Source organism: Rubripirellula amarantea, from assembly GCF_007859865.1.
Taxonomy (GTDB): domain Bacteria; phylum Planctomycetota; class Planctomycetia; order Pirellulales; family Pirellulaceae; genus Rubripirellula; species Rubripirellula amarantea.
On sequence record NZ_SJPI01000003.1, the window covers coordinates 106,382 to 127,850 of the forward strand.

General features: G+C 54.3%; 13 protein-coding genes. 7 read left to right on the top strand and 6 right to left on the bottom strand.

Annotated elements, in window-relative coordinates; all coding sequences use genetic code 11:
* Positions 1 to 12 precede the first annotated feature (12 nt).
* Positions 13 to 483, bottom strand: a complete 471-nt coding sequence (locus Pla22_RS20455; RefSeq protein ID WP_146516685.1) for a hypothetical protein — start codon at positions 481 to 483, stop codon at positions 13 to 15.
* Positions 484 to 664: 181 nt separating this feature from the next.
* Between Pla22_RS20455 and Pla22_RS20460 the strand changes: the two genes are divergently transcribed.
* Both Pla22_RS20460 and Pla22_RS20465 read left to right on the top strand, forming a co-directional pair.
* Positions 665 to 1,564 (top strand): rhomboid family intramembrane serine protease, encoded by a 900-nt coding sequence (locus Pla22_RS20460; RefSeq protein ID WP_146516686.1) that lies wholly within the window; start codon positions 665 to 667, stop codon positions 1,562 to 1,564.
* Between the two features lie 67 nt (positions 1,565 to 1,631).
* Positions 1,632 to 1,940 carry a Dabb family protein gene (locus Pla22_RS20465; RefSeq protein WP_146516687.1) on the top strand — a complete coding sequence of 103 codons (309 nt, stop codon included), beginning with the start codon at positions 1,632 to 1,634 and terminating at the stop codon, positions 1,938 to 1,940.
* A gap of 90 nt (positions 1,941 to 2,030) precedes the next feature.
* Here Pla22_RS20465 and Pla22_RS25765 read toward each other — a convergent pair whose 3' ends face one another.
* Positions 2,031 to 2,858 (bottom strand): hypothetical protein, encoded by an 828-nt coding sequence (locus Pla22_RS25765; protein ID WP_242632211.1) that lies wholly within the window; start codon positions 2,856 to 2,858, stop codon positions 2,031 to 2,033.
* A 389-nt stretch (positions 2,859 to 3,247) separates the two neighbouring features.
* A complete protein-coding gene (locus tag Pla22_RS20475; protein WP_242632212.1) occupies positions 3,248 to 4,705 on the bottom strand; it encodes an ankyrin repeat domain-containing protein in 1,458 nt (485 codons plus the stop codon).
* 249 nt (positions 4,706 to 4,954) lie between these two features.
* Between Pla22_RS20475 and Pla22_RS20480 the strand changes: the two genes are divergently transcribed.
* From Pla22_RS20480 to Pla22_RS20495, 4 genes are all read left to right on the top strand, one after another.
* On the top strand, positions 4,955 to 6,175 hold the full coding sequence (locus Pla22_RS20480; protein WP_146516689.1) for a GTPase family protein: 1,221 nt from the start codon (positions 4,955 to 4,957) through the stop codon (positions 6,173 to 6,175).
* Positions 6,172 to 7,749, top strand: coding sequence for a GTPase family protein (locus Pla22_RS20485; protein WP_146516690.1), 1,578 nt, complete (start codon positions 6,172 to 6,174; stop codon positions 7,747 to 7,749). Before Pla22_RS20480 ends, Pla22_RS20485 begins: the two co-directional genes overlap by 4 nt.
* A gap of 263 nt (positions 7,750 to 8,012) precedes the next feature.
* Positions 8,013 to 13,460: a beta strand repeat-containing protein gene (locus Pla22_RS20490; RefSeq protein WP_146516691.1), complete on the top strand. Its 5,448-nt coding sequence runs from the start codon at positions 8,013 to 8,015 to the stop codon at positions 13,458 to 13,460.
* A gap of 285 nt (positions 13,461 to 13,745) precedes the next feature.
* Positions 13,746 to 14,828 (top strand): NAD(P)-binding domain-containing protein, encoded by a 1,083-nt coding sequence (locus tag Pla22_RS20495; protein WP_146516692.1) that lies wholly within the window; start codon positions 13,746 to 13,748, stop codon positions 14,826 to 14,828.
* On the opposite strand, the gene Pla22_RS20500 is transcribed toward Pla22_RS20495, so the two are convergent.
* Positions 14,806 to 16,098 carry a M48 family metalloprotease gene (locus Pla22_RS20500; RefSeq protein WP_146516693.1) on the bottom strand — a complete coding sequence of 431 codons (1,293 nt, stop codon included), beginning with the start codon at positions 16,096 to 16,098 and terminating at the stop codon, positions 14,806 to 14,808. The genes Pla22_RS20495 and Pla22_RS20500 overlap by 23 nt on opposite strands.
* 248 nt (positions 16,099 to 16,346) lie before the next feature.
* Between Pla22_RS20500 and Pla22_RS20505 the strand changes: the two genes are divergently transcribed.
* Positions 16,347 to 17,180, top strand: coding sequence for a hypothetical protein (locus Pla22_RS20505; protein ID WP_146516694.1), 834 nt, complete (start codon positions 16,347 to 16,349; stop codon positions 17,178 to 17,180).
* Between the two features lie 171 nt (positions 17,181 to 17,351).
* Here Pla22_RS20505 and Pla22_RS20510 read toward each other — a convergent pair whose 3' ends face one another.
* Together Pla22_RS20510 and dnaG are read right to left on the bottom strand one after the other, a co-directional pair.
* Positions 17,352 to 19,052 carry a sigma-70 family RNA polymerase sigma factor gene (locus Pla22_RS20510; protein ID WP_146516695.1) on the bottom strand — a complete coding sequence of 567 codons (1,701 nt, stop codon included), beginning with the start codon at positions 19,050 to 19,052 and terminating at the stop codon, positions 17,352 to 17,354.
* 356 nt (positions 19,053 to 19,408) lie between these two features.
* Entirely contained in the window at positions 19,409 to 21,271 is a 1,863-nt protein-coding gene (dnaG, locus tag Pla22_RS20515) for a DNA primase (RefSeq protein WP_242632213.1), read from the bottom strand.
* Between the last annotated feature and the right edge of the window lie 198 nt (positions 21,272 to 21,469).

The following is a 21,469-nucleotide window of genomic DNA, read 5'->3' on the forward strand; positions in this document are numbered from 1 at the left end:
GAAATCGAGGCTTTAACGATTGCGACCGAAGATGCGATGTCGTGATCGACGAACAGGTTCGTTCAAAGACGAGTCTTTGAATTGCAGCGGCGAAGCCGACTGATAACGTCCGGGGTAACGACTGTCGAATTTGTGCTGAGCCTGAAACAGCGGGTCATTCAGCAAGTCAGGTGCCTCAAACGATCCTCGAGCATAGGGATCGTAAACATAGCCGAACCCATAGCTGGGGTATCCATGACGTGGATACCCAGGATTTCGGTAGCCAAAGTCACGGTAACCAGAACCGCGATAATCCAGGTCGCTGTGATTGAAACCGCTGTAGCCAAGGTTGCTGTATCCGTAGCCCGGAAAACTATCGGTGTACCAAAGCCCACCGCTGTAGTAGGTCGAGTGACGATGGTGATGGCGATGTTCCGCTTGAGCTTTGTCGGATAGTAACACCGAAAAACCCAGCAGGGCACAAATAACGAAAATGCGATTCATAGAATCAACCTAGCGAGGGCGCGAGCTTCAACACCCCAAACGTACGACGCAACCCACGACGATCATGCGACGAACGTCTGGAATCGAGGCCGCATAGTTTGCCGCAGCCATGCAACCGTTACCAAGCAACTAATCGGACAATGATGTTGCCAAAACAGCGCCAGTCGCTGACCATAGTGCGATGAATCCACCGCCCACCGAAGCCGCTCTGGTTTTTCAAACCCCGCACCAAAAAGCATGCCAAGAGTCACGTTTAGTGCTTGAGGCCGTAGGTATTGCCTGCGAAGCGATTCACCGCGACGGAGTATGGCAATTGTGGGTTCGGCCCGAAGATCGCGATGCTGCGATAGGGGAACTAAGCGGCTACCAGCAAGATCAGTCCCTCGAATCCAATCGCAAACGCACGCCCACTCCGGTATTTGGTGGATCATGGTGGGGCGTGATCGTGTATGCGACTACCTTAATCTTGATTGCCTCGGTCTCACTCTCGCCGCCGTCCCAGGAAATTTGGCGATCGATCGGAAGAATGCATGCCGGTGATGTAATGGCCGGACAGCTTTATCGCGTCGTGACAGCACTGACATTGCACGCCGATTCCGGGCACCTCTTGTCCAACTTGGGCTACGGCGGACTATTCGGTCTGCTCACTGGTCGAATCCTCGGTGGCGGTATTGGCTGGTTGACCATCCTGGTCGCGGGAGCAGGTGGGAACTTGATCAACGCGATGGCCAGGAACGCTGACCATGCTTCGATCGGTGCATCAACCGCCGTATTCGCCGCCCTCGGCATCATGGTGGCTCATGCTCTGCGTCCTCGGCCGGGTAATCAGCAAACGGCCATGGAACGCTGGCGTCCGCTGATCGGTGGGGCGCTACTGATGGCGTTCACGGGAATTGGCGGCGAGAACACCGACGTGGGTGCTCACTTTGCTGGGTTTGCCGCCGGTCTCGTTTTGGGAGCCGCGGTGGCAAGGCTTCCTTATCGATGGCTCGACAGCACCAAAGTGCAGATGACCGCCGGAAGCGTAGCGATTGCGATCGTCACCCTCGCCTGGACAATTGCGATCGCCAAGGGGAGTTGATGAACGGGTCCGTTTATCGGAAGCTGTGGCGGTTCTTAATTGGTTTCACTCTCTCACAGGATCTCTCATGGCCCGGCTCGCTCATCACGTCTTCTTTACGCTTCACGACCGTAGCGAGGCATCTGCCCAACATTTGATGAGCGAATGTCGTAAGTACCTGACCGATCATCAGGGGTTGGAATCTTTCGATCTCGGCACGCGTGATAAAGAACTCAATCGCCCCGTCAACGGCGACTTCGACGTTGCACTTCACATGGTATTCGCTGACCGACCGACCCACGATACTTATCAAGTGTCCGAACGCCACCAAACGTTCATCGCCGAGAACAAGGACAACTGGGCATCGGTCGTCGTCTATGACAGTAACTTGGTCTAGTCATCTCCGACGACTTCCTGGCCTACGGCATAAAAAAAGCCGCGTCGTTTTTGCGACGCGGCTTTTCTGTTTTCTCAAAGCAGTGACAAATTAGCTGTCATTTCCGTAGCTGCTATAGCTACCGTTTTGCGACTTGGATTCCGAGCGTTCGGCTGCGATACGAGCTGCCTCGCTAACGACTGCTTTCGCGGTGTGCAGTTCGATTGAGTTGAACCACTTGATCGTACCGATGTATTTGCTCTCCACTCGGTTCTTGTTCGCCAATTCTTGCCATGACAATCCATCCATCATGTGCCAAGCAGCAGCTTGAGCCGCATTTTGAGCAACTTGGCCATAACCAAGCGATTCGCATAGCACTCGCACATCCGCCTTCGTTGTGAACTCTTCCAGCGGAACAATCTTGTATGCCATACGCGGATTCGGGTCTTGCTTGCCATGTTCCAAGCAAACGGTTTGAACAGCAAACTTCTTCATTTTCTCGGCTGGGATTCGCATCATTCCGCCCCCCATGCCGCCGCCGCCCATACCGCCGCCGCCGCCACCCATGCCGCCCATGCCGCCACCGCCGGCTTGTGCACCACCGCCACCGCCGCCGCCACCGCCCATGCCGCCGCCGCCCATGCCACCCATCATGCCTTGAGCCAAGACAGGCACGCTGGCGAAGGCTTCGGGAAGCGCCAAATTCACTGGCTTGTCAGTCAAGTTCTTGATGATGACGTTGGCTTTGGTTGCGTCTTGCGGAATGATCTTCACATCCACTTGACCTGCGTCCATGGCCGCGAACATTTCGAGCGAGAGCGCGTCGTCCTCAGCAGTCTTATCCGCCAAAGCTGGCGAAACAAAAGTGCAAGCCATCGCAAGGCTAGCTAAGACCGCAAATCGAAAACGAGAGAGTTGGAGAGAATGGGGGTTTGTCACGACGGGTTTCCTTGAAGTTGAATTTCGCCTCGTCAGCCGGGAAAAGGTTGCGTGATTGGCTGAGCAAAGACAGTGCAAACGGAAATCGAACCGAGACTCATACACCAGCATCCCATCACCAAATATTTCTGGCGGCTAGTTTCCGTTGACTCAGGTCGATAGACGATCGAACGAACGAGGCGATCGAAGTTTTGGCCTTAAGCGATCCATGGTCATCGACCACAACCGAGCGCTTCCCCAAAGGCGACAAAACCCAATTCCGTTCACCCAAATGATAGTCCGAGGTCTGCCCGACCACCAACTCGATCACCAATAAATTCAGGGTGAAAATCGAAATGGACTCCGCCGACGGCAAAATCGTCAGAAACGGCGGATTCCGAGGCGTAAAATCAGGGCTCGTAACGCTGCGAATCAGGGTCATTTTCATCAGCCGACTCTTTCGCCCGATCACCCATGGCTTCGGAAATGGCCAAAATGGTGGGGGGATCAGGCTTAAATGAGCCCGGGCGGTATCCTTTCGAGATGATCAGCGGTGACCAACCGTGGACATTCTTGTGGTCCCAAATCTCAGGATCGGCTCCTAACGATTCCAATAATTTGACCGTCTCGGGAAAGCATCGGTAGGCTGCCCCATGCATGGCAGTCTCGCCGTTCTTATCAACGGCATTAATGTCTAGACCGAGGTCAACTAGCCAGCGGACCGCACGCTCGACTTCGGCGACGGTGCCGGGATGTTCGCCGACATGATGGTTGCCCACACCGGCCGCTGCTAATAGTGCTGTGCATTCATCGTGATTGGTGAGCATGGGGTCGGCTCCCAATTCCAGCAGCGTTTCCATTAAAGGTAGGTCAACGGTTTGACTGGCTAAGAGAAACGGAGTTGCTCCGCGAGGACTCAATCTACCCTTGTCCGCTCTGCCGCGACGAAGCTGTAGATTGACGTCGGCTCCTGCCGCCACGATTTGGCGAACGAATTCCAACGCCGGCACGGCCCCTGAACCACGCGGTCGCGGATCCCCTGTGGGATCGTCGCCGTTTTGAGGTCGACGGACCCAAGCCATCGCATGCAAAGGAGCGAACCCGCTACTTTCATCGTTCGGATCAGCCCCCGCTTCAACAAGCTTCAGCGCCAATTCATAGTGAGCGCTTTCCACAGCCAGCATTAGTGCACTCATTCCATCGCGTGGACTACGACCACCCGTCCGTTTTGGTTTCATCTTCGTCTTAACATCCACACCATGACCGAGCAAACGTAGTGCGGCCTCGATCTTGCCTTCACGGGCGGCAAACATCATTGCCGTGAATCCCGATGGCAACGCCACGTTCACGTCCGCGCCCGCATGAACCAATACATCAATGACATCGGCATGCCCTTCCGCCGCCGCCCACATCAGGGCGGTTTGTTGCTTGCGTTCCCTTACATTCACGTCGGCACCTTGATCGACTAGCGATTGCACCAGAGCAACGTTTCCGGACCGCACTGCCAGCAACAAAGGGGTGGCATTGCCGGACACGCGGACATTCGGATCGGCACCGGCGTCCAATAATTCGCGGCCGACCTCGGCGTGACCGTTCAAGGCTGCGATCGCGAGCGGAGTCAATTGATATTCGTTTCGAACATCAATTTCGTTCATCAAACGCACCAGCTTCGAAACGATCGCAACGTCGCCATGAAAAGCGGCCCAGTGGAGACCGGTCATGCCGTCGGGTTGTGATTGGTCCGCGGATTCAGGCGAAATTAACTTGGATGCAATTTCCCAGTCCGCTTTTTCGCACGCGTTGACGAAGGACAAGTCCGTGAGATACTGGCCTTCCGCTTTGTGGCATGTGGCGGGCAATAATGTCACGAGGAAAGCGAATAGAAAGGCATACCGAATTAGCATTGTTGCAAAACCAGTTCACGAAGCTGAAGGAAAGATCGCGGGCCGATGAAGCCTAGTCCAGGCTCTTTACCCTATCATAAGGCACGCTGATTAGCTCTGCTGGAGTGTAATGTTGCCAGTTTTGACTCTGCTCGCTTTGACACTGCTAACCTTGTCTTTTCTAAATTTGATTTTGCCGGGACATCCCCCACCGCTTGCCGAACTGACGTGCACTTGTTTCGATCTCTCTCTCGATGGCTTTCGCGCGACGCGTATGATTCTTCGGATCCCGAAGCGGGATCTGATGCGTTGCCGCAGGACGCCCCAATTCCCACGATTTGGCTTTTCGGCAAAACAGGGAGCGGCAAGACGTCCGTCATCGCTACCGTCACAGGCGCTGAAGAAGCAGAGATTGGAAACGGGTTCCGACCCACGACGAAGCGTAGCCAGCAATACGACTTTCCAAGCGAAGAGACTCCGCTGGTTCACTTTCTCGACACCCGTGGAATTGGTGAAGCGGTCGTCGGCCACCAGCGTGATAGCTTTAGTGTCGGCGAGGAAGAGGTTGATCAAAGCCCGAGCGATCTAGCTGATTTAGTATTGGTAACCGCCCGAGTTTGCGATCACTCGCTTGATGAATTGATCGATCAACTTGGACGTGTTCGGGCTCAATCGAAGTCTCGCCCAATCATCCTGGCGCTAACCGCACTTCATGACGCCTACGCGGGGCAACCTCATCCCGACGAAGACTCGCTAGCGACGTTAGACAACCTTAACGATGCAATCAATTCCGAGCGATTGCCTGAACCACTACGTCGATCGCTAGCCGCCCAGCTCGACCGTTTTGATGGGCTTTGCGATCGAGTCGTCGCGGTCGATCTGACCAAACCCGAAGATGGATTTGATCCGCATGACCTGGGTGCCGATCGCTTGTTCCACGCGATCCTTGACCACTTACCCGCCGCGATGAGGCAAACGCTGGCGACGATGGACAAGGTCAAAGATGACCTAAAGGCGAGTCACACCAAGAGTGTTGACATCGTCATCTTAACCCATGCAACGATCGCCGCCGGAGCCGCTGCGGTCCCGCTGGCGTGGGTCGATATGCCAGTTGTGATGGCCACGCAAACTCACATGGCACATCGGATCGCCAAATTGCATCGCCAGAAACTTGATCGCACCGCGAAAGCTCAACTTTCGGCCGTGCTGGGCGGACGCGTCGCTTTGCGAATGTTGGTTCGTGGGGTCGCCAAGGCAATTCCGGTTGTTGGTTCCGCTGTGAATTCCGCAGCCGCTTTTGCGATGACATTCGCGGCTGGCAAGGTGTGCCATTGGTACTTTGGCAAAATCGCTTTGGGACATGTTCCCAGTGAAGAGGAAATAGCCAAGATGTATCGTGAACAAATCGCAAACGGACGCGAGTACTGGAAGCGCAAGCGGGCTAGCGACTCATGAAACAACGACGCCTGGCGGTGATTTCGTTTTTGGCGTTGCTGCCGATCTTGGTGTGCATCGGGTTCGGCGTCGTTGCAATTTTCCAAACGGGCTATGTCCTATGGTTGTGGTGGATCCTTCCTGCGTGCTGGGTCCTTGCCGGATTGGTGAATTGGATTTGGCCGAAACCGGTCGACACGATCACGATTGCGCCGATGAAGCAGCCGCGACATTGGACACAGCGTGATCAACAGGCTGCAGAAATCGTTCTGAAGCACCAGCGAGATTTCGCCAACCTCAAACCCGAGGACCTATCGGATCCCCAGCATTATCTACGCGTCGTGCAGTCAATGGCGGCAGATCTAGCGAATCACTACCACGGCGCAACGAAACGAGAAATTGAATCACTATCGGTGGTGGAAGTCGCCGCAGCAGCACGTTTGGCGATTGACGATATCGAAGGTTTTCTTCTTCATTCGATACCCGGCAGTCGCATGCTGTCGATAAAGCATTGGAAGTGGTTAACGCGAACGCCCGAAATTTATGCTGTCGCATCGAAGGTCTACTGGGCCGGTGCCATTGTGCTCAACCCGATCAACTTACTGCGTTACGGGTCGGCCAAAGTCACGCTCGATCCGGTGATCAACCAAGTGAAGACTGAAACCATTGCGACCATCTATACGCGTTTTGTAGCCAAGACCGGTTTCTACTTGATCGAGATGAACAGTGGTCGATTAAGAGGTGGTGCGGATGCGTACCGCCAACATTTCGGTGACCCAGACGCATCGCCACGCCGCAACGCTTCGGCCACCAGAGGCGACGACCCTGACGAAGACGAACCGTCATTACCCGTTACGATCACACTGGTGGGTCAAACGGGCGCTGGGAAGTCGAGCTTGATCAACGCTTTACTTCACAAGTCGACCAGCGAGACGGTGCATGAACATGCTCAAACCGACGCCTTGCCGAACACTCGCGAGGCTGAATCGTTCGAATGGACAATGAATGAGCAGGGCGCGTCGTTCACTTTGGTCGATACGCCCGGATACGGAGAATCAGGTGCTTCTAAGAAGCAAGTCGCAATCATCGAACGCGCGATGACGCGATCGGATCTCGTTTTGCTCGTGATGGACGCTCACACGCCTGCAAAGAAAGCCGACCAACAAACGTTGGCAACTTTGGACAGCTACTTTCACGACCATCCCCAATTCAAATCGCCGCCGATCATTGCTGTCCTGACTCACATTGACCTGATCCCGCCCGCATCAGTTTGGAATCCGCCTTACGACCTGGATACCCCGACGGAGGCGAAAGAGGAGAACATTGAGGGGGCGATCCAATATGCTCGCGAGATATTTCCGGACGAATTCGCGGATGTCTGCGGCGTTTGTCTGTCTACTGATTTGAACCGCCAGTGGGGTGTGGATGAGTTTCTTATTCCGGCCATGGTGGCCAATGTGGACCAGGGACGTTCACTTTCGCTGCTTCGAGCGTTTGAAAAGCATGTCGACCTGAAACGAGTTCGAAAATTGCTTTCCCAGGTAGGTTCGCTGGCTCGGCATGGCGCCTCAGCGTGGATCGAACGACGACTCTAAGCGAATTGAGCAATGTGCCAATCTGCGGAACTTATGAGGGCCCGAAACGGTCAAAAGGCGTCTAAATCCACAGAAAATTCCATTCAGGGCGATTTCGCCACCAGTGATCCATCAATTACCATTGCTAGCAGTCCCGAGTTGAGACAAGAAGTCTCAATTTTTTAAGGGTACAAAACGTTCGACTGTGACGCTTTATTTTCATTGGTGTTCCTGACGCGTTTTACGTCCGTTGCTGCCGATTTCTAACTCCAACCGATATCGCTATGGCTGATTCTTCAATTTTCGTTCGACTTACCGCTGGTTTGCGAGATATCCGATCTCACCGCAATCGAAGCGAAGGTGGCTCGATTCAGCGCAAACTCTCTTCGAAAAAAAAGAATGCCCCCGCGCGTCGAAATAGAAGGCGACTTTTCACCCAGTTGCTGGAAGACCGACGAGTGTTGGCGGCGTACACCGTTATCACCGGCGGGGATGCGGGAACCGGATCGTGCACGGTTTCGGAGTGCACCCTTCGAGATGCCATTGAATCTGCCAACGCGTCGCCCGGCGCTGACACCATTTCGTTTGACGCGGCTGTTCCGGCAACGATTAGCTTGACCGCGGCGGGCGGTGGAGAATTGGCAATCACGGAATCCGTCTCGATCACGGGTCGCGGCGCCGAATCGCTAACGATCAACGCAGCGACCACGGCGGTGAATCGGTTCCGTGTGTTTTCGATTGGCACCGGTGATATCGATGTCACGATCGAAGGAGTTTCCATCACGGGCGGAAACTTGGATTTCGATAACGGTGGCGCGATTCTTAATTCGAGCGACGGAACCCTCACCATTCGAAACAGCGTTCTCTCTGGCAACCAAGCCGGCAGTGGTGGCGCAATCTATAGCGAGTACGACGGGTCCGTTGACATCATCGACTCTGAATTAACGGGCAACTCGGCATTCGATCAATCCGGTGGCGCGATCAAAATTGTTGGTGGCGATCTTACTGTCACTAATAGCAACATCTCGAACAACGACGCTTACGGCAACGGTGGAGCGATCTATAGTCCTGGGATCGCTGCGGTCACCATCACCGGCAGCACGATCGACAACAACGAAGTGACCGGTTACGGCTATCACGGCGGAGCCATCTACAGCGGCGAAGGTGCAGTGACGATCACGGGCAGCACCTTGTCTGGAAACACGTCTTTCGGTGACGGTGGGGCTCTCTACAGCATCGATGGCGAAGTATCGCTCACCAACGTGACGATGAACGACAACACCACCAGCTACAACGGTGGCGCGATCTTCAATGATCGTGGTCCCATCACCATTGCTGACTCGACGCTCAACAACAACCAATCCCAGTACGGTGATGGTGGAGGTATTTCTAGTATCTCAGGTGACATCACCGTGATGCGCTCCACTATCTCGAATAACAACTCAGTGAACGATGGTGGCGGGATATCTAACGTTCGCGGGAATATGCTTGTTCGCGACTCGTTGATCAGTGGGAACACGAGCGGTGCCGATGGGGGAGGGATTGCGACGGTTGCTGGCGAGTTGACCGTGGTTAATTCAACCATCGCGAACAACTCAGGAAACGTGCGTGGTGGCGGCATTCAAACTGACACCGCTATTTTGCGAATGGTGAACAGCACCGTCACGGGCAACTCGGCCAACGTCGCCGGAGGCGGAGTGGGAACGCTAATTGGATTGCTGGCGGAAGATGAGGATTCACAAATCTTCATTCACAACTCAATCATCGCTGAAAACATTTCCGTCACCGCTCCTGATTTGAACAGCCCGCGTGACCCCGTGGGCAATCTGGAAGTTCTCAACAGCTTGATCGGAAACGGAACCGATTCCACGCTCACCCCAACCACTTCACCTGACGCGAACGGCAATTTGGTGGGAACAGCGATCGCTCCGATTGACCCTCAGCTCGAAGCGTTAGCTGCCAACGGTGGCGCAACGTTGACGCGGGCTCCGATGTCGTCTAGCCCAGCGATCGACGGTGGCGACAACGCGCTCGCTTTGGATTACGGTCCCGACGGTTTACCCGGTGGCGGCGATGACATACCGCTTACCGCTGACGGACGCGGCGGTTTATTCTCGCGTTTCGCGAGCAATTCTGGCGGGGGAATGATCGTTGACATGGGTGCGGTGGAAGTTCAACCCAAACCTACATTCACGGTCGACACGCTCGATGACGTCGTCAACGGAAACTTCTCACCCGGTGACCTGTCGCTTCGTGAGGTCCTTTCGTTGACCGATGCCAGCGCCGGCTTTGACACCATCCTAATTTCATCGTCACTCACCGGCACCATCACCCTTGACCCCGCTCTTGGTTCACTTGTGATCGGTGATAGTGTTAGCATCATTGGCCCCGGTGCCAACCAACTGACCATCGCCACGGCTGATGGTGATTCCTTGCGATTGATTGACATCGCCAGTAGTGCCGGGGACGTCACGATTAGCGGCGTTACGCTATCCGGTGGTGACGCGGGCAGTGGCAATGGTGGTGCGATTCGCTCAGCCACCGATGGCCTGTTGCTGCTAAAGTATGTTGAACTGGCAGGCAACGGTGCTGCTGACGGTGGAGCCTTGTATGTTAGCGATGGATCGCTATCGCTCGCGGCAACGACGTTCGCCGACAACACTGCAACGGGCGACGGTGGTGCAGTTGCGGTCTCAGGATTGACCTCGGCAATGACCGTCGTCAACACGACAATCGCGAACAATTCGGCAGGCGGAAATGGTGGGGGAATTCATCTACCATCGGGATCGCTCACAATTGCTTCGTCAACAATCTCTGGCAACAATGCCACCGGAGACGGCGGCGGACTGTGGACGGACCCGACACAACCCGCCACCCTTTCGATCTCGAACTCAATCGTCGCCGCGAATACTGCTGCTAGTGGTGCCGATTTTGTTGCCCCCAGCAATCCGAACACCAATCTAACGGTGCTTTCGTCGTTGATTGGAAGCAACGATGCAACCTCATTGACCGAATCGACCGTAAGCGGTGGAGTACCGGAAGCGGATTCCGACAACAATTTTGTTGGCGGCATTGAGGGAGCAATCATTATCCCTTTCCTATCACCGCTTGGCGACAACGGTGGCTCGCTTCGGACAATTGCCCCGCTAAGCAACTCGCTTGCACTCGATAGCGGCAACGCGGCATTGTTGCCACAAGACAGCTTCGACTTGAACGCCGATAATGTTCTCACCGAGATCCTGCCAATCGACGCGCGGGGTGGGCAACGTGTCACTACCGGTTTGGATATGGGCGCGGTCGAATTGCCACCCGCTCCCGCGGTCAACTGGGATGCAATATCCGACATAGTTTTCGGCATTCAGCTTGACGCAACTCAGCTCAACGCGACCTCACCCATTGCGGGAACGTTCAACTACACTCCTGCCGCTGGAACGATACTAGACGCGGGCGCAGGCCAAACGTTGACTGCAGTCTTTGTTCCAAGCAATCCGCTCGCCTTCCGATCGGTAACCATCACCAACACGATCAATGTCGACAAAGCGGATCCCGTGATCACGTGGGACGCCCCCGACCCGATCAACTTTGGAACGGAACTAAGTGATACGCAACTTGACGCAACCTCGCCTGTACCGGGCACGTTCGTCTACACGCCAGCATCAGGCACTGTCCTACCGGTGGGCAACCAAACACTGAACGTGACGTTCACCCCAGACGATTCTGACAACTACAACGAGGCCGTCGCTTCGGCAACCTTGGTCGTTAACTCGTCTGATGTAAATGTGACATGGACTGATCCCGAGGACATTGTCTTTGGTACCGCGTTGTCAGCCACGCAGCTTAACGCAGCAGCGGATGTAGCCGGCACATTCACATACACTCCAGCGCTAGGCACAGTTCTTGATGCTGGCGATGCGCAGACGTTAACCGTCGTGTTTACTCCCGAAGACACCACGCTGGCCGAAGTTACCGTTTCGGTCGCGATCAATGTCGCCAAAGCGGACCCGGTTCTAACGTGGAACCCTCCTGGCTCGATTACGGTCGGCACCGAGCTTAGTTCTAGCCAGCTTAACGCGACTGCGAATGTTGCAGGAACCTTTGCCTATACCCCAGATCTGGGCACGACACTCGACGTCGGGGACGACCAAGTCCTTAGCGTCGTCTTCACTCCGACCGATTCGGTCAACTACAACGAAGTGTCGACGTCGGTAACCATTGATGTCGTTGACTCGGCCGTTTTCGACTTCGGCGATGCACCTTCGCCCTATCCCGTGCTTCTTGCCGATAACGGCGCAAGACACACGATCGGATCTTTGCGGCTAGGCCCCTCGGTTGATTCAGAGACCGAAGGTTCGGTGTCTGACCAGGCAGATGGCGACGGCGCCGACGAAGATGGCGTGGTTTTGATTAGCTCCATCCTTCGCGACGATAACGACACCTTCGAATCGAGCTTCTACGTCGAGGCTTCTGAAGCCGGACAACTTGATGCTTGGTTAGACCTTAACGGTGACGGCGATTGGGATGACGCTGGCGAGAAAATTGCCGATTCAGTCGCTCTTACTGCGGGTGGAAATGTGATCACGATGATCGTTCCGACTACTGCTGTGGCTGGTGAGACTTTTGCCCGGTTCCGGGTGAGCTCGACGGGCGGACTAACACCTACCGGCGAAGCTGCGGATGGTGAAGTCGAGGATTACGTTATCGCTATTCTTGAAGGTGATGGAAGCAATGATGTCGTTGTGGACATTCCAACGGGGAACATTGATATTACCGCTGACGCTGGCGGACTTGTCATTGAAGGCCTTGGCGGTCAACGATTATTCGCCGGCCCGACCTCAGGATTCGCATCCGTTACCGTGAATGCCAACGACGAAGACAATCAATTCCAGATTCTTGGACAAGAACCGATTGGTGCGTTGACCATCAATGGTGGCGATGGAATTGACTCAGTGGAATTAGCGGCAACCGAATTAGATTTGACCGCCGATTCCATCTCACTAAACAGTATCGCGTCGATTGCAATGACTGCCGATACCGTCCAAACGGTGACCATTGACGTCAACGCGGTAGCGTCAATGACCGACGCGGATCAAATAGTGCGAGTGTCCGGTGGATCCCTGGATCGCCTGGTCTTCACCGATGGCGACGATTGGACAGTCGGCGATCCGTTGGTGGACAACGGCATTTTCACGATCGTGATCACTCACGACACCACCGGTGAAACGGTTCACACGAACATGGGTAGCCAGTGGCAAAACCCACTCAGGCCTTCCGATGTCAATCGAAATGGATCGGTCACTGCTGGCGATGCTTTGTTGATCATCAATGAATTGGGTCGTCGCACCTATTCGGATCGCGATACTCAACAACTGGAAGATGCAGCAACGACCGAAACGTTCCCTGGTTTCTACTACGACCAAAACGGTGATGGCAACGCGACCGCGTTGGATGCTTTGCGTGTCATTAACGAGGTTGCTCGAATTAACAACAGTGGTGGTGGTAGCGAAGAAGGTGAGTGGTCACTTTTAGTTGACGAATTGCTTCGTCAAGTCTCTGAAACATCGCCAACATCGGATGATTCGCCGGTGGAATCGTTAGAAGTTTCGAAGATCGCTTCCTTTGAGAGCACTGAAAGCGAATCGTCCCCGTCGAGTCGAGACACTTCATCAACAGCCGAACGAGCAGCTAGCACCAACGATGCGAGCTTGATGGAACTGCTTTCGAGTGAGCTTTGATCCCAGACGTTGACCCTTATCCACAAGTCATCAACACCAACGAGCGGGTTTTCACACCCGCTCGTTTTTTTGTGCCATTGAAGCGGCATAGCCTCGCGGCATGGTGAATCGTGCTGCGGTTTTTCGGTCATGGGCCCTACATAGTGCCATCTCACCGGCATATCAGACCGCGTCTGGCAATTTGCCATCGATGCCGCTCGATCCGTATCTGCTTAGAAACAGCGTAAAAGCAGTACCGCTGCATCCCGAGACGACAGAAATCGTCTCGTTGGGTAAGATTCTTCTATGATCAATGCACAACCATCTCGCCATCGCGATAACCTCGATGTTTGCATCGTGGGAGCGGGTCCGATTGGGATCGAACTCGCTGTCGCCCTTAAGCAGCAGGGCATTTCTTGTCAGATCATCGAAGCCGGTCCGATCGGCCAAACGATGAGTTGGTGGGCACCGGAGACACGGTGGTTTAGCAGCAATGAGCGGATTGCCATTGCCGGCGTTCCGCTTGTCACGCCCGACCAATCGAAGGCCACTCGTGAGCAGTATCTGGCTTACCTTCGCAGTGTGGTGATGCAGTTCGATGTTCAAGTTCGGAGCTTCGAAACGGTAGTCTCGATCGAACGTCAGGCGGCAAACGCTTTTGTTGTTTCGAGTCAGCCTCAGAACGGCGATGTTATGCATCAAACACAGTGCCAACATGTGGTCCTTGCAATTGGCGGCACGGATTTCCCTCGCCGCTTGGCAATTCCGGGAGAAACGCTGCCTCATGTTGATGGCTACCTCCGTGAACCCCACCGGTACTTTGGTCGCAAGGTACTTGTCGTCGGGGGACGCAACAGTGCCGCAGAAGCGGCTTTGCGGTTACACCACGCAGGTGCGGATGTTGCAATCAGCTATCGCGGTGACGAACTACCTTACGAGAGCATCAAATATTGGCTATCGCCCGAAATAAGGGGTCTGATCCAATCGGGTCGTATCGTCAGTCACTTCGCTACCGTGCCTATTGCGATCACGCCTCAAACCGTCACACTCAAAAATGTTCACGACGATTCGCTATGCGACGTCGATGCTGATGATGTGCTGATGTTGATTGGCTATGAACAGAGCAAGACACTGCTGAACAACGCTGGTGTGCAGCTTGCCGAGTCCACTGAACGACCAGTGTTTAATGAAGAAACCATGGAAACGAACGTGCCGGGAATTTTCATTGCTGGCACCGCGGTCGCTGGCACACAAACGAGCAAGTACAAGACGTTCTTGGAAAACTGCCACGTGCACGTCGACAGGATCGTCAGCCATCTATCGGGCCGTGCCGCTCTCCAGACGCGGCGTGTTTACGAATCCGAGATCACTGTGAACCCGGAAAGCTAACCAGCGTCGGAGAATGACTGATCGCCGTGTCGCCTGATCGAGCTTGCGAGAACTTTCGCATGAAGTCGACTCGATCGGACACACCGGGGTGCAACCATGTTGCCTTTCGCCCTGCCGGCTGATCGAATGTTACGCGATAAAGAGCGGCTGAAAGCGCATCACAAGCCTCGTCGTAATCTGCGGGCAACTGCGGAAACTCGGGTGCTAACTTCGCAGCTAAACGACACGCCGTAACGTCCGCATCGTGTTCGGTGCGATAGGAAATCCAACGTAACAAAACAAGCGTCAGCAAAACTCCCACCGCGCTGCCGGCAATCATCGCCCACGAATAGTCACCCAACACCTTGGTCACCAACGTTCCTACGCCCCACGCAGGCAGGATGCCGAGCATACGCAGTGGCACATGACGGCGTTTGAGGTGTGCAGCCTCGTGAAGGACCACCATTGCGATCTGAGGAGTGGGCAATTCATCAAGCAATCGATCCGAAAGAAACAAGGTTCGAAATGGCGGAATGAATCCCGCAATCATCGCGTTAAACGCAGAACCGCCCGTGTCCCAGCGAACCGCTCGCGTTCGACGAGCGCCCGATTGCTTCATCAATTCATTGATCCAATCAGCATCGTTGTTCGCCATAGGAACTGTCTTGAACAAATGCCGAATCAGCCAGGGTAAGACAAGCGGCACGAAAAGCGCGATCCCAACGAGCGTCAAAACCGACGACGCCGTTGCACTGATGGGCAGCGAGTTCAACGCATCCGACATCGCAAGTAAAATTAAAACCGGGACGACCAACCAAGCCATTCCCGAGCGGAACGAGCGCCAGAGTGTGCGTGCATAGTTGGAAATCGTAGCATCGGTGTACTGCAATCTGACTCCATACAAGTGCTCGGAACTCCAAGTTCCCACGGTAATGGCCACGGCGGGGGTCAGCAGGACAAGCGACTGCAGGAACATCGAGTCCTGAACAATTGGGATGACATCAAGGCCACGCGCTAGCCCAAACCCGGCTAGGCATAAGACCGACACGCCCAAGCCCAACCAACGAAAGATGTCTAACTGCTTTTCAACGATCTGAGCACCATCAAGCGGCTCCACCTCACCTCGCTTCACGTAGTTGGACACCATCCGCGATGCAATGTGAGTCAGCAAAATCCATCCGGCGACCATGCTTAGCGACGACAGAACCGCGTTGCTTAAGTCGACTTCACGCGGTGGTACTGATCCGCACGCCAAAGCCGAAATCACCAGCAAGAAATAGTAGAGATGCAAAACACTGGACCTAGTGAAAAAAACACGAAGCTGGCGCTACAACGCGCGTCGCTGCGAGGGGCCGACCGAGTTTCCGCAGTTTAGCACACGTGAAAAGTGAAGCTGGATCCAGACGCCCAAACGCCGAACGATAGGCCAAGCAGGTTCGGCCTTTGATGGTTGTACCGATTCCCCGCTCGATCGAGTCGCGTAGACTGGACGCAACCCAGTACCGCATTTGATTCGAATCTCGACAAACTTGGACCTTCATGAGCAATTTCCCCGCTGAATCACCGTTCCCACCCACGCGAGATTTCGAAAACGACCTGCCCAAGACGGGCAATAACGGAAGATGCTTGCTGTATGGGTGTGCGGGAATCTTTCTAGGTGGGGTCTTCCTGATCTTATGTGGCGGCTTTGGAGCGTACTATTTCTTCAACCAGCAACTCGAGAAGTTCACTGACACCACGCCAATCGACTTGCCCGAGGTGGAGTACACCGATGATCAGGTTGCAGAACTCGAAGAACGAATCGCCAACTTTCAAGAAATGGTCCAGCCGCTTGATGCAAATCCATCCGACGATCTAGAACAAGAAGCTGCGCTTCCTGAAACTGCCATCACCGAGTTGCCGGACGCTGCCCAACCAGCCATGCCAAGGGAACTGGTGCTAACGGACGACGATCTCAACGCCTTAATCGCGAAAGACGAACGAACTCGCGGGCACCTGTATTTGACTATCGAGGACGGAACGATCTCGGGTGAGGTCAGCGCGCCGCTGGAAGGAATCCTTCCCGGAGGGAAAGGCCGCTATTTCAACGGTTCAGGGACGTTCGACGTTCGCCTTGATAATGGCAACCTGATCGTCACACTCGAAAATGCCGAGGTCAAAGGGGAACCGCTTCCCTCGCAGTTCATTACCGAGCTTCGCAAAACAAACTTAGCGCGTGATTTTAATTCAGATCCGCAAGGCTCGCAGTTCATCGAGCAGTTTGAAAAGATTGATATCGAGGGCGACAAGATCATCATCACCCTGAAGGAACCCGAGTCACCATCCGAAGTGACAAGCGACGAGCCCATCGTGGCTGGTGCTGACCAGCCATAGACTTTCTGGACACGTTAAGACGCGGCCACTTTTGGGCCACGTTTGGTCGTCGTTGGCGGGCACGCTTTGCGACTGTTACGTACTAACCAGTGATGCGTACCGTTTCAACAATGCGTACCGCCCAACGATACGCATCGTTTACCTGTCCGGCATCTTGTACCGGATTCGCGATTAGGCTGCTGTCTTAAGGAACGACGATAGTCGGTCGGCTCGCGAAGGACTTTGCAACTTAGCAACAGCTTTAGCCTCGATCTGGCGAACACGTTCGCGAGTCACTTTGAAGATCCGGCCACATTCTTCGAGTGTGTAACTGTAGCCGTCCACCAAGCCGTAACGCAAACGGATGATTTCGCGTTCGCGGAAAGTGAGTGTCTTTAGCAACTCGTCGATCTTGCCACGCAAGATTCCGCTAGCGGCGTTCTTCACTGGGTTGTGGCTATCGCTATCTTCGATGAATTCACCAAAACTGCTGTCTTCACCTTCGCCCACCGGACGATCGAGGCTGACGGGGTGCCGCCCGATGTCCATCACGCGGCGGACCTCTTCAATTGGCACTTCGGTGTCCAATGCGATTTCTTCGTAAGTGGGCTCACGTCGCAAATCTTGCATCAAACGCTTTTGCGACTGACGCAACTTGCTGAGCACATCGATCATATGAACAGGGATACGAATCGTGCGGGCTTGGTCAGCGATTGCGCGGGTGATCGCTTGACGAATCCACCATGTTGCGTAGGTGCTGAACTTGAACCCACGTCGATATTCGTACTTGTCGACGGCACGCATCAGACCGGTGTTGCCTTCTTGGATCAAATCTAAGAATGACAATCCGCGGTTACGATACTTCTTGGCAATCGAAACGACCAAACGAAGATTGCCGCTGCTGAGTTCGCGCTTCGTTGCTTCGTACTCATCAAAGTAACGACGGGCAGCGGTCATGCGGTTGTGCAGACTGGTTGGGCTCTCTTGAGTGACCAACATCAACTCGCGAAGTTCTTGACGAAGATCGGCTGCTTCGTCGCGACTTATTGCATCAGTGCCAAGATCGGCAAGACGAGCGCGAATGAAATTCATTCGCTTTGAGATGCCTTCGAGTTGACCTAATAGCGGAGTCACGCGGCGGCTTCGCAGGGAGAGTTCTTCGACCAACTGAAGCGTTTTGCGACGCGAACGAATGAAGCGCCGGCGAACTTCTGCTTTCAATCGTGGCGACGTGCTCTTGCGGACCATGACCTCAAAATCGGATTTGTTTTGAGCGATTAGGTTTTCGAGAGTCTTGAGGTTGTGAGGCATACGAGCACTGATCTGCTCTTTCGTCAAACGCTCGGTCAACGAGACTTTGATCGTGCGGTCAAAAGGAAGTTCACCTTCATGAACTCGCTTCAAAACAGCAACCGTCGCTCGCATCGCGTAGTCGGATTCAAGCAGCGTACGACGGAAACGCCGGCGGGTGATTTCAATCTTCTTGGCGAGCGAAATTTCTTCTTCGCGAGTCAACAAGGGAATCTCGGCCATTTGGCTCAGATACATCCGGATCGGATCGTCGCTTGCTTTGGGCAATTCCGAAGCCGAGATCAAGATCGCGTCGTCGTCATCATCGTCGGCCACATCTTCGCGAGGCTCAGGCGTTCGCATCGGTGCCGACCGCATTTCCACGACGTTTGGTTCGGGTGCCCGAATAGCTTTGGCAGCGGGCTTTGCGACGGCTTCCGTCAGTTCGATTCCGTGGTGCTCAATTGCGAGCAACAGGTTGTCAAGCTTCTCTGGATTGACGTCCTCGTCGGGAAGATAGGCGTTGACTTCAGCGTAAGTCAGCGAGCCAGTTTCGAGTCCGCGTGCAATCAGCGACGACAGTTCTTGATCCTTCAATTTCATTTCAAAACCTCATGTTTTGCGTTTCGTCGTAATGTGTTCGTCATCACGACGCTGTCATCATGACAGTGGGGTCGGTGATAGTTTCTTAAGCGATTAAGAGTTTCCCAAGAGCGCCACAGTTTCCTGCGTGGGTCGGCTCATGGGGATGTGATCGTTTCGGGCACAAGCTCCTAAAGTGTTGAAACTTGAAAGCGGGAAGAGTTTCAAGTCGCGAGATTGAAATTGTGTGACGGTTTTCTATTTTTGCCTACGGCAGTTTTTGAATTTTATGGCAAGTGAGATCCAGAAGATTGTTTTCCGGCTCGCAAATGCCGTATTTTCCAGTCTCAAACGCATTTCATTTTTTTGTCAGATCTCTATTTCGGACGGTTTTGCTGGCGCAGTGCTTCTTCATCAAACAGCTTTCGCAACAACGCATCTTCTTCACTCTCGCCCAACATTCCATGAACGACACTTGCGATCTCGCGTGACTTTTCTCGTTCGCTATATCGAGTCAAGATATCAGCGTATCGTTGCTCCGGTGTATCGACTCGTTGTCCAGATCTTTCATCCACACGTGTTAGGAGAGTCACCAACGCATTCTTGAGTGGTTCGTTCTCGATCATCGTTAAAAGGCTCTTTCCATCGAGCGGCATCGCGCGAAGGTCCAAGTCCTGGTAAGCCGATAACAACATCTTCGCCGTGATGCTGGTCAACCAATCGGGATCAATCGCCTCCACCGCGCTGGCGGCCAAATCGGGTTGCTCAATAAGCGTTTCGAAAAGATGCAAATCCAGCCCTGATAACGGCGGTAGTTTTTCATAAACAATGCGCTGTGGTGCTTGAGTGAGTTCCTTGACCGGCGGCGCAATGCGTTGAGCTCGACCACGATTACGAGCCTCAGTGCGCAAGGTCGCCAATCGCTGTTCTAAACGCTCAACGCGAAAGTTAAAGCTATCGGAAAGCCGTGTCATAAGCTGGTCGACACGCAATCCTTCGGGAGCTTTGGCGACGATCTTCAACATCGTGTCCACCGCTTTGGTCACAGCATGCGTGTCGTTCTTAAAGTCCACTCCCTCGGTCAGTCGGTTGAGCTTGTGATCGAGCGCATCGGGTGCCTTCGCGACAATCTGTTCAAACGATTCGCGTCCGAATTCGCCGATGTAGTCCGCCGGATCGCTGCCTTCGGGAAGCGTTAGCACTCTTAAATCGACGCTTTCGCCAATGAACAGTTCCAGCACTTCATCCGCTCGTTTTTGCCCCGCAGTATCACCATCGAGCACGAGGACCACTCGCTCGGCGAATCGCTTGAGAATCTTAACGTGGTCGGGAGTCAACGCCGTCCCCAGCACCGCCACAACAGGCTCGACGCCGGATTGTCGGGCGGCCACCACGTCGGTGTAGCCTTCCATGACCATCACTTGGCCTTGGCTTCGAATGGCTTCGCGGGCAAGCTGCAATCCGTAAAGCTGCTTCGATTTACGAAACAACATCGTTTCGCGTCCGTTGATGTACTTCCCGCCGGCTTTGTCACCATGGCGAGCGGCGATCTCGGGAATCAGTCGACCGCCCAACGCGATCGGCCGATTTTGCAGATCGAAAATCGGAAACATCAATCGGCCACGGAACATGTCGACGAAACCTTGACCGGACTGCTTTGCCGATGCGACGCCGCAAGCATGGGCGACTTCACCGGAAAACTTGTTGTCCTTTAGCAACTTCACCGCGTGGTCCCATGAATCGGGCGAGAAACCGATTCGAAATCGCTTTCGATTTTCGTCGTTCACGCCCCGAGATGCCAAATAATCGCGAGCGATTTTCGCATCGTCCGTCCTAGGATCGTCGAGCAAATCGAAGTACTCATCAGCCACCAACTTCATGGCGGCAAAAAGCGTGTCGCGGTCGTCGGGCGACCCGGGCGTCGTTTTTTTTCCACCGGTGTACTGCTCGATGGGAATGCCAGCGACATCCGCCAACGTCCGCATCGCTGTGGGAAAATCGACTCCATCACGACGCATTACGAAACTGAAGACATCCCCACCAATGTCACAGGGCCAACACTTCCACGTTTGCCGTTCCTGGTTGATCGTCATCGAAGGTCGACGGTCGTTATGCCAGGGGCAACGAGCGACGAAATTGCGACCCTGCGGCTGGACTTCGAGCGTCGCGCTGATCACGTCGAGAATGTCGACTGATGACCGCACTCGCTCTTTCAGATCGAAATCCAAAATCGACGACAAACGAATCTTCCGCGTTGGAGGGGACCTACTCACCGAGATTGCAAGCATTCAAGAAAGAGTATTCTTCCCTGAATCCTTCGCCCGGTAAAGCTGGCGAAATATTTTCGATCGGTCCACCGGCAACCCAAGCGGTCGCCAGTAATTTTCGATCCCTGCAGTCCTTTGCAGTGTTCCAGCCGGATTCTTCTAACCGCTATG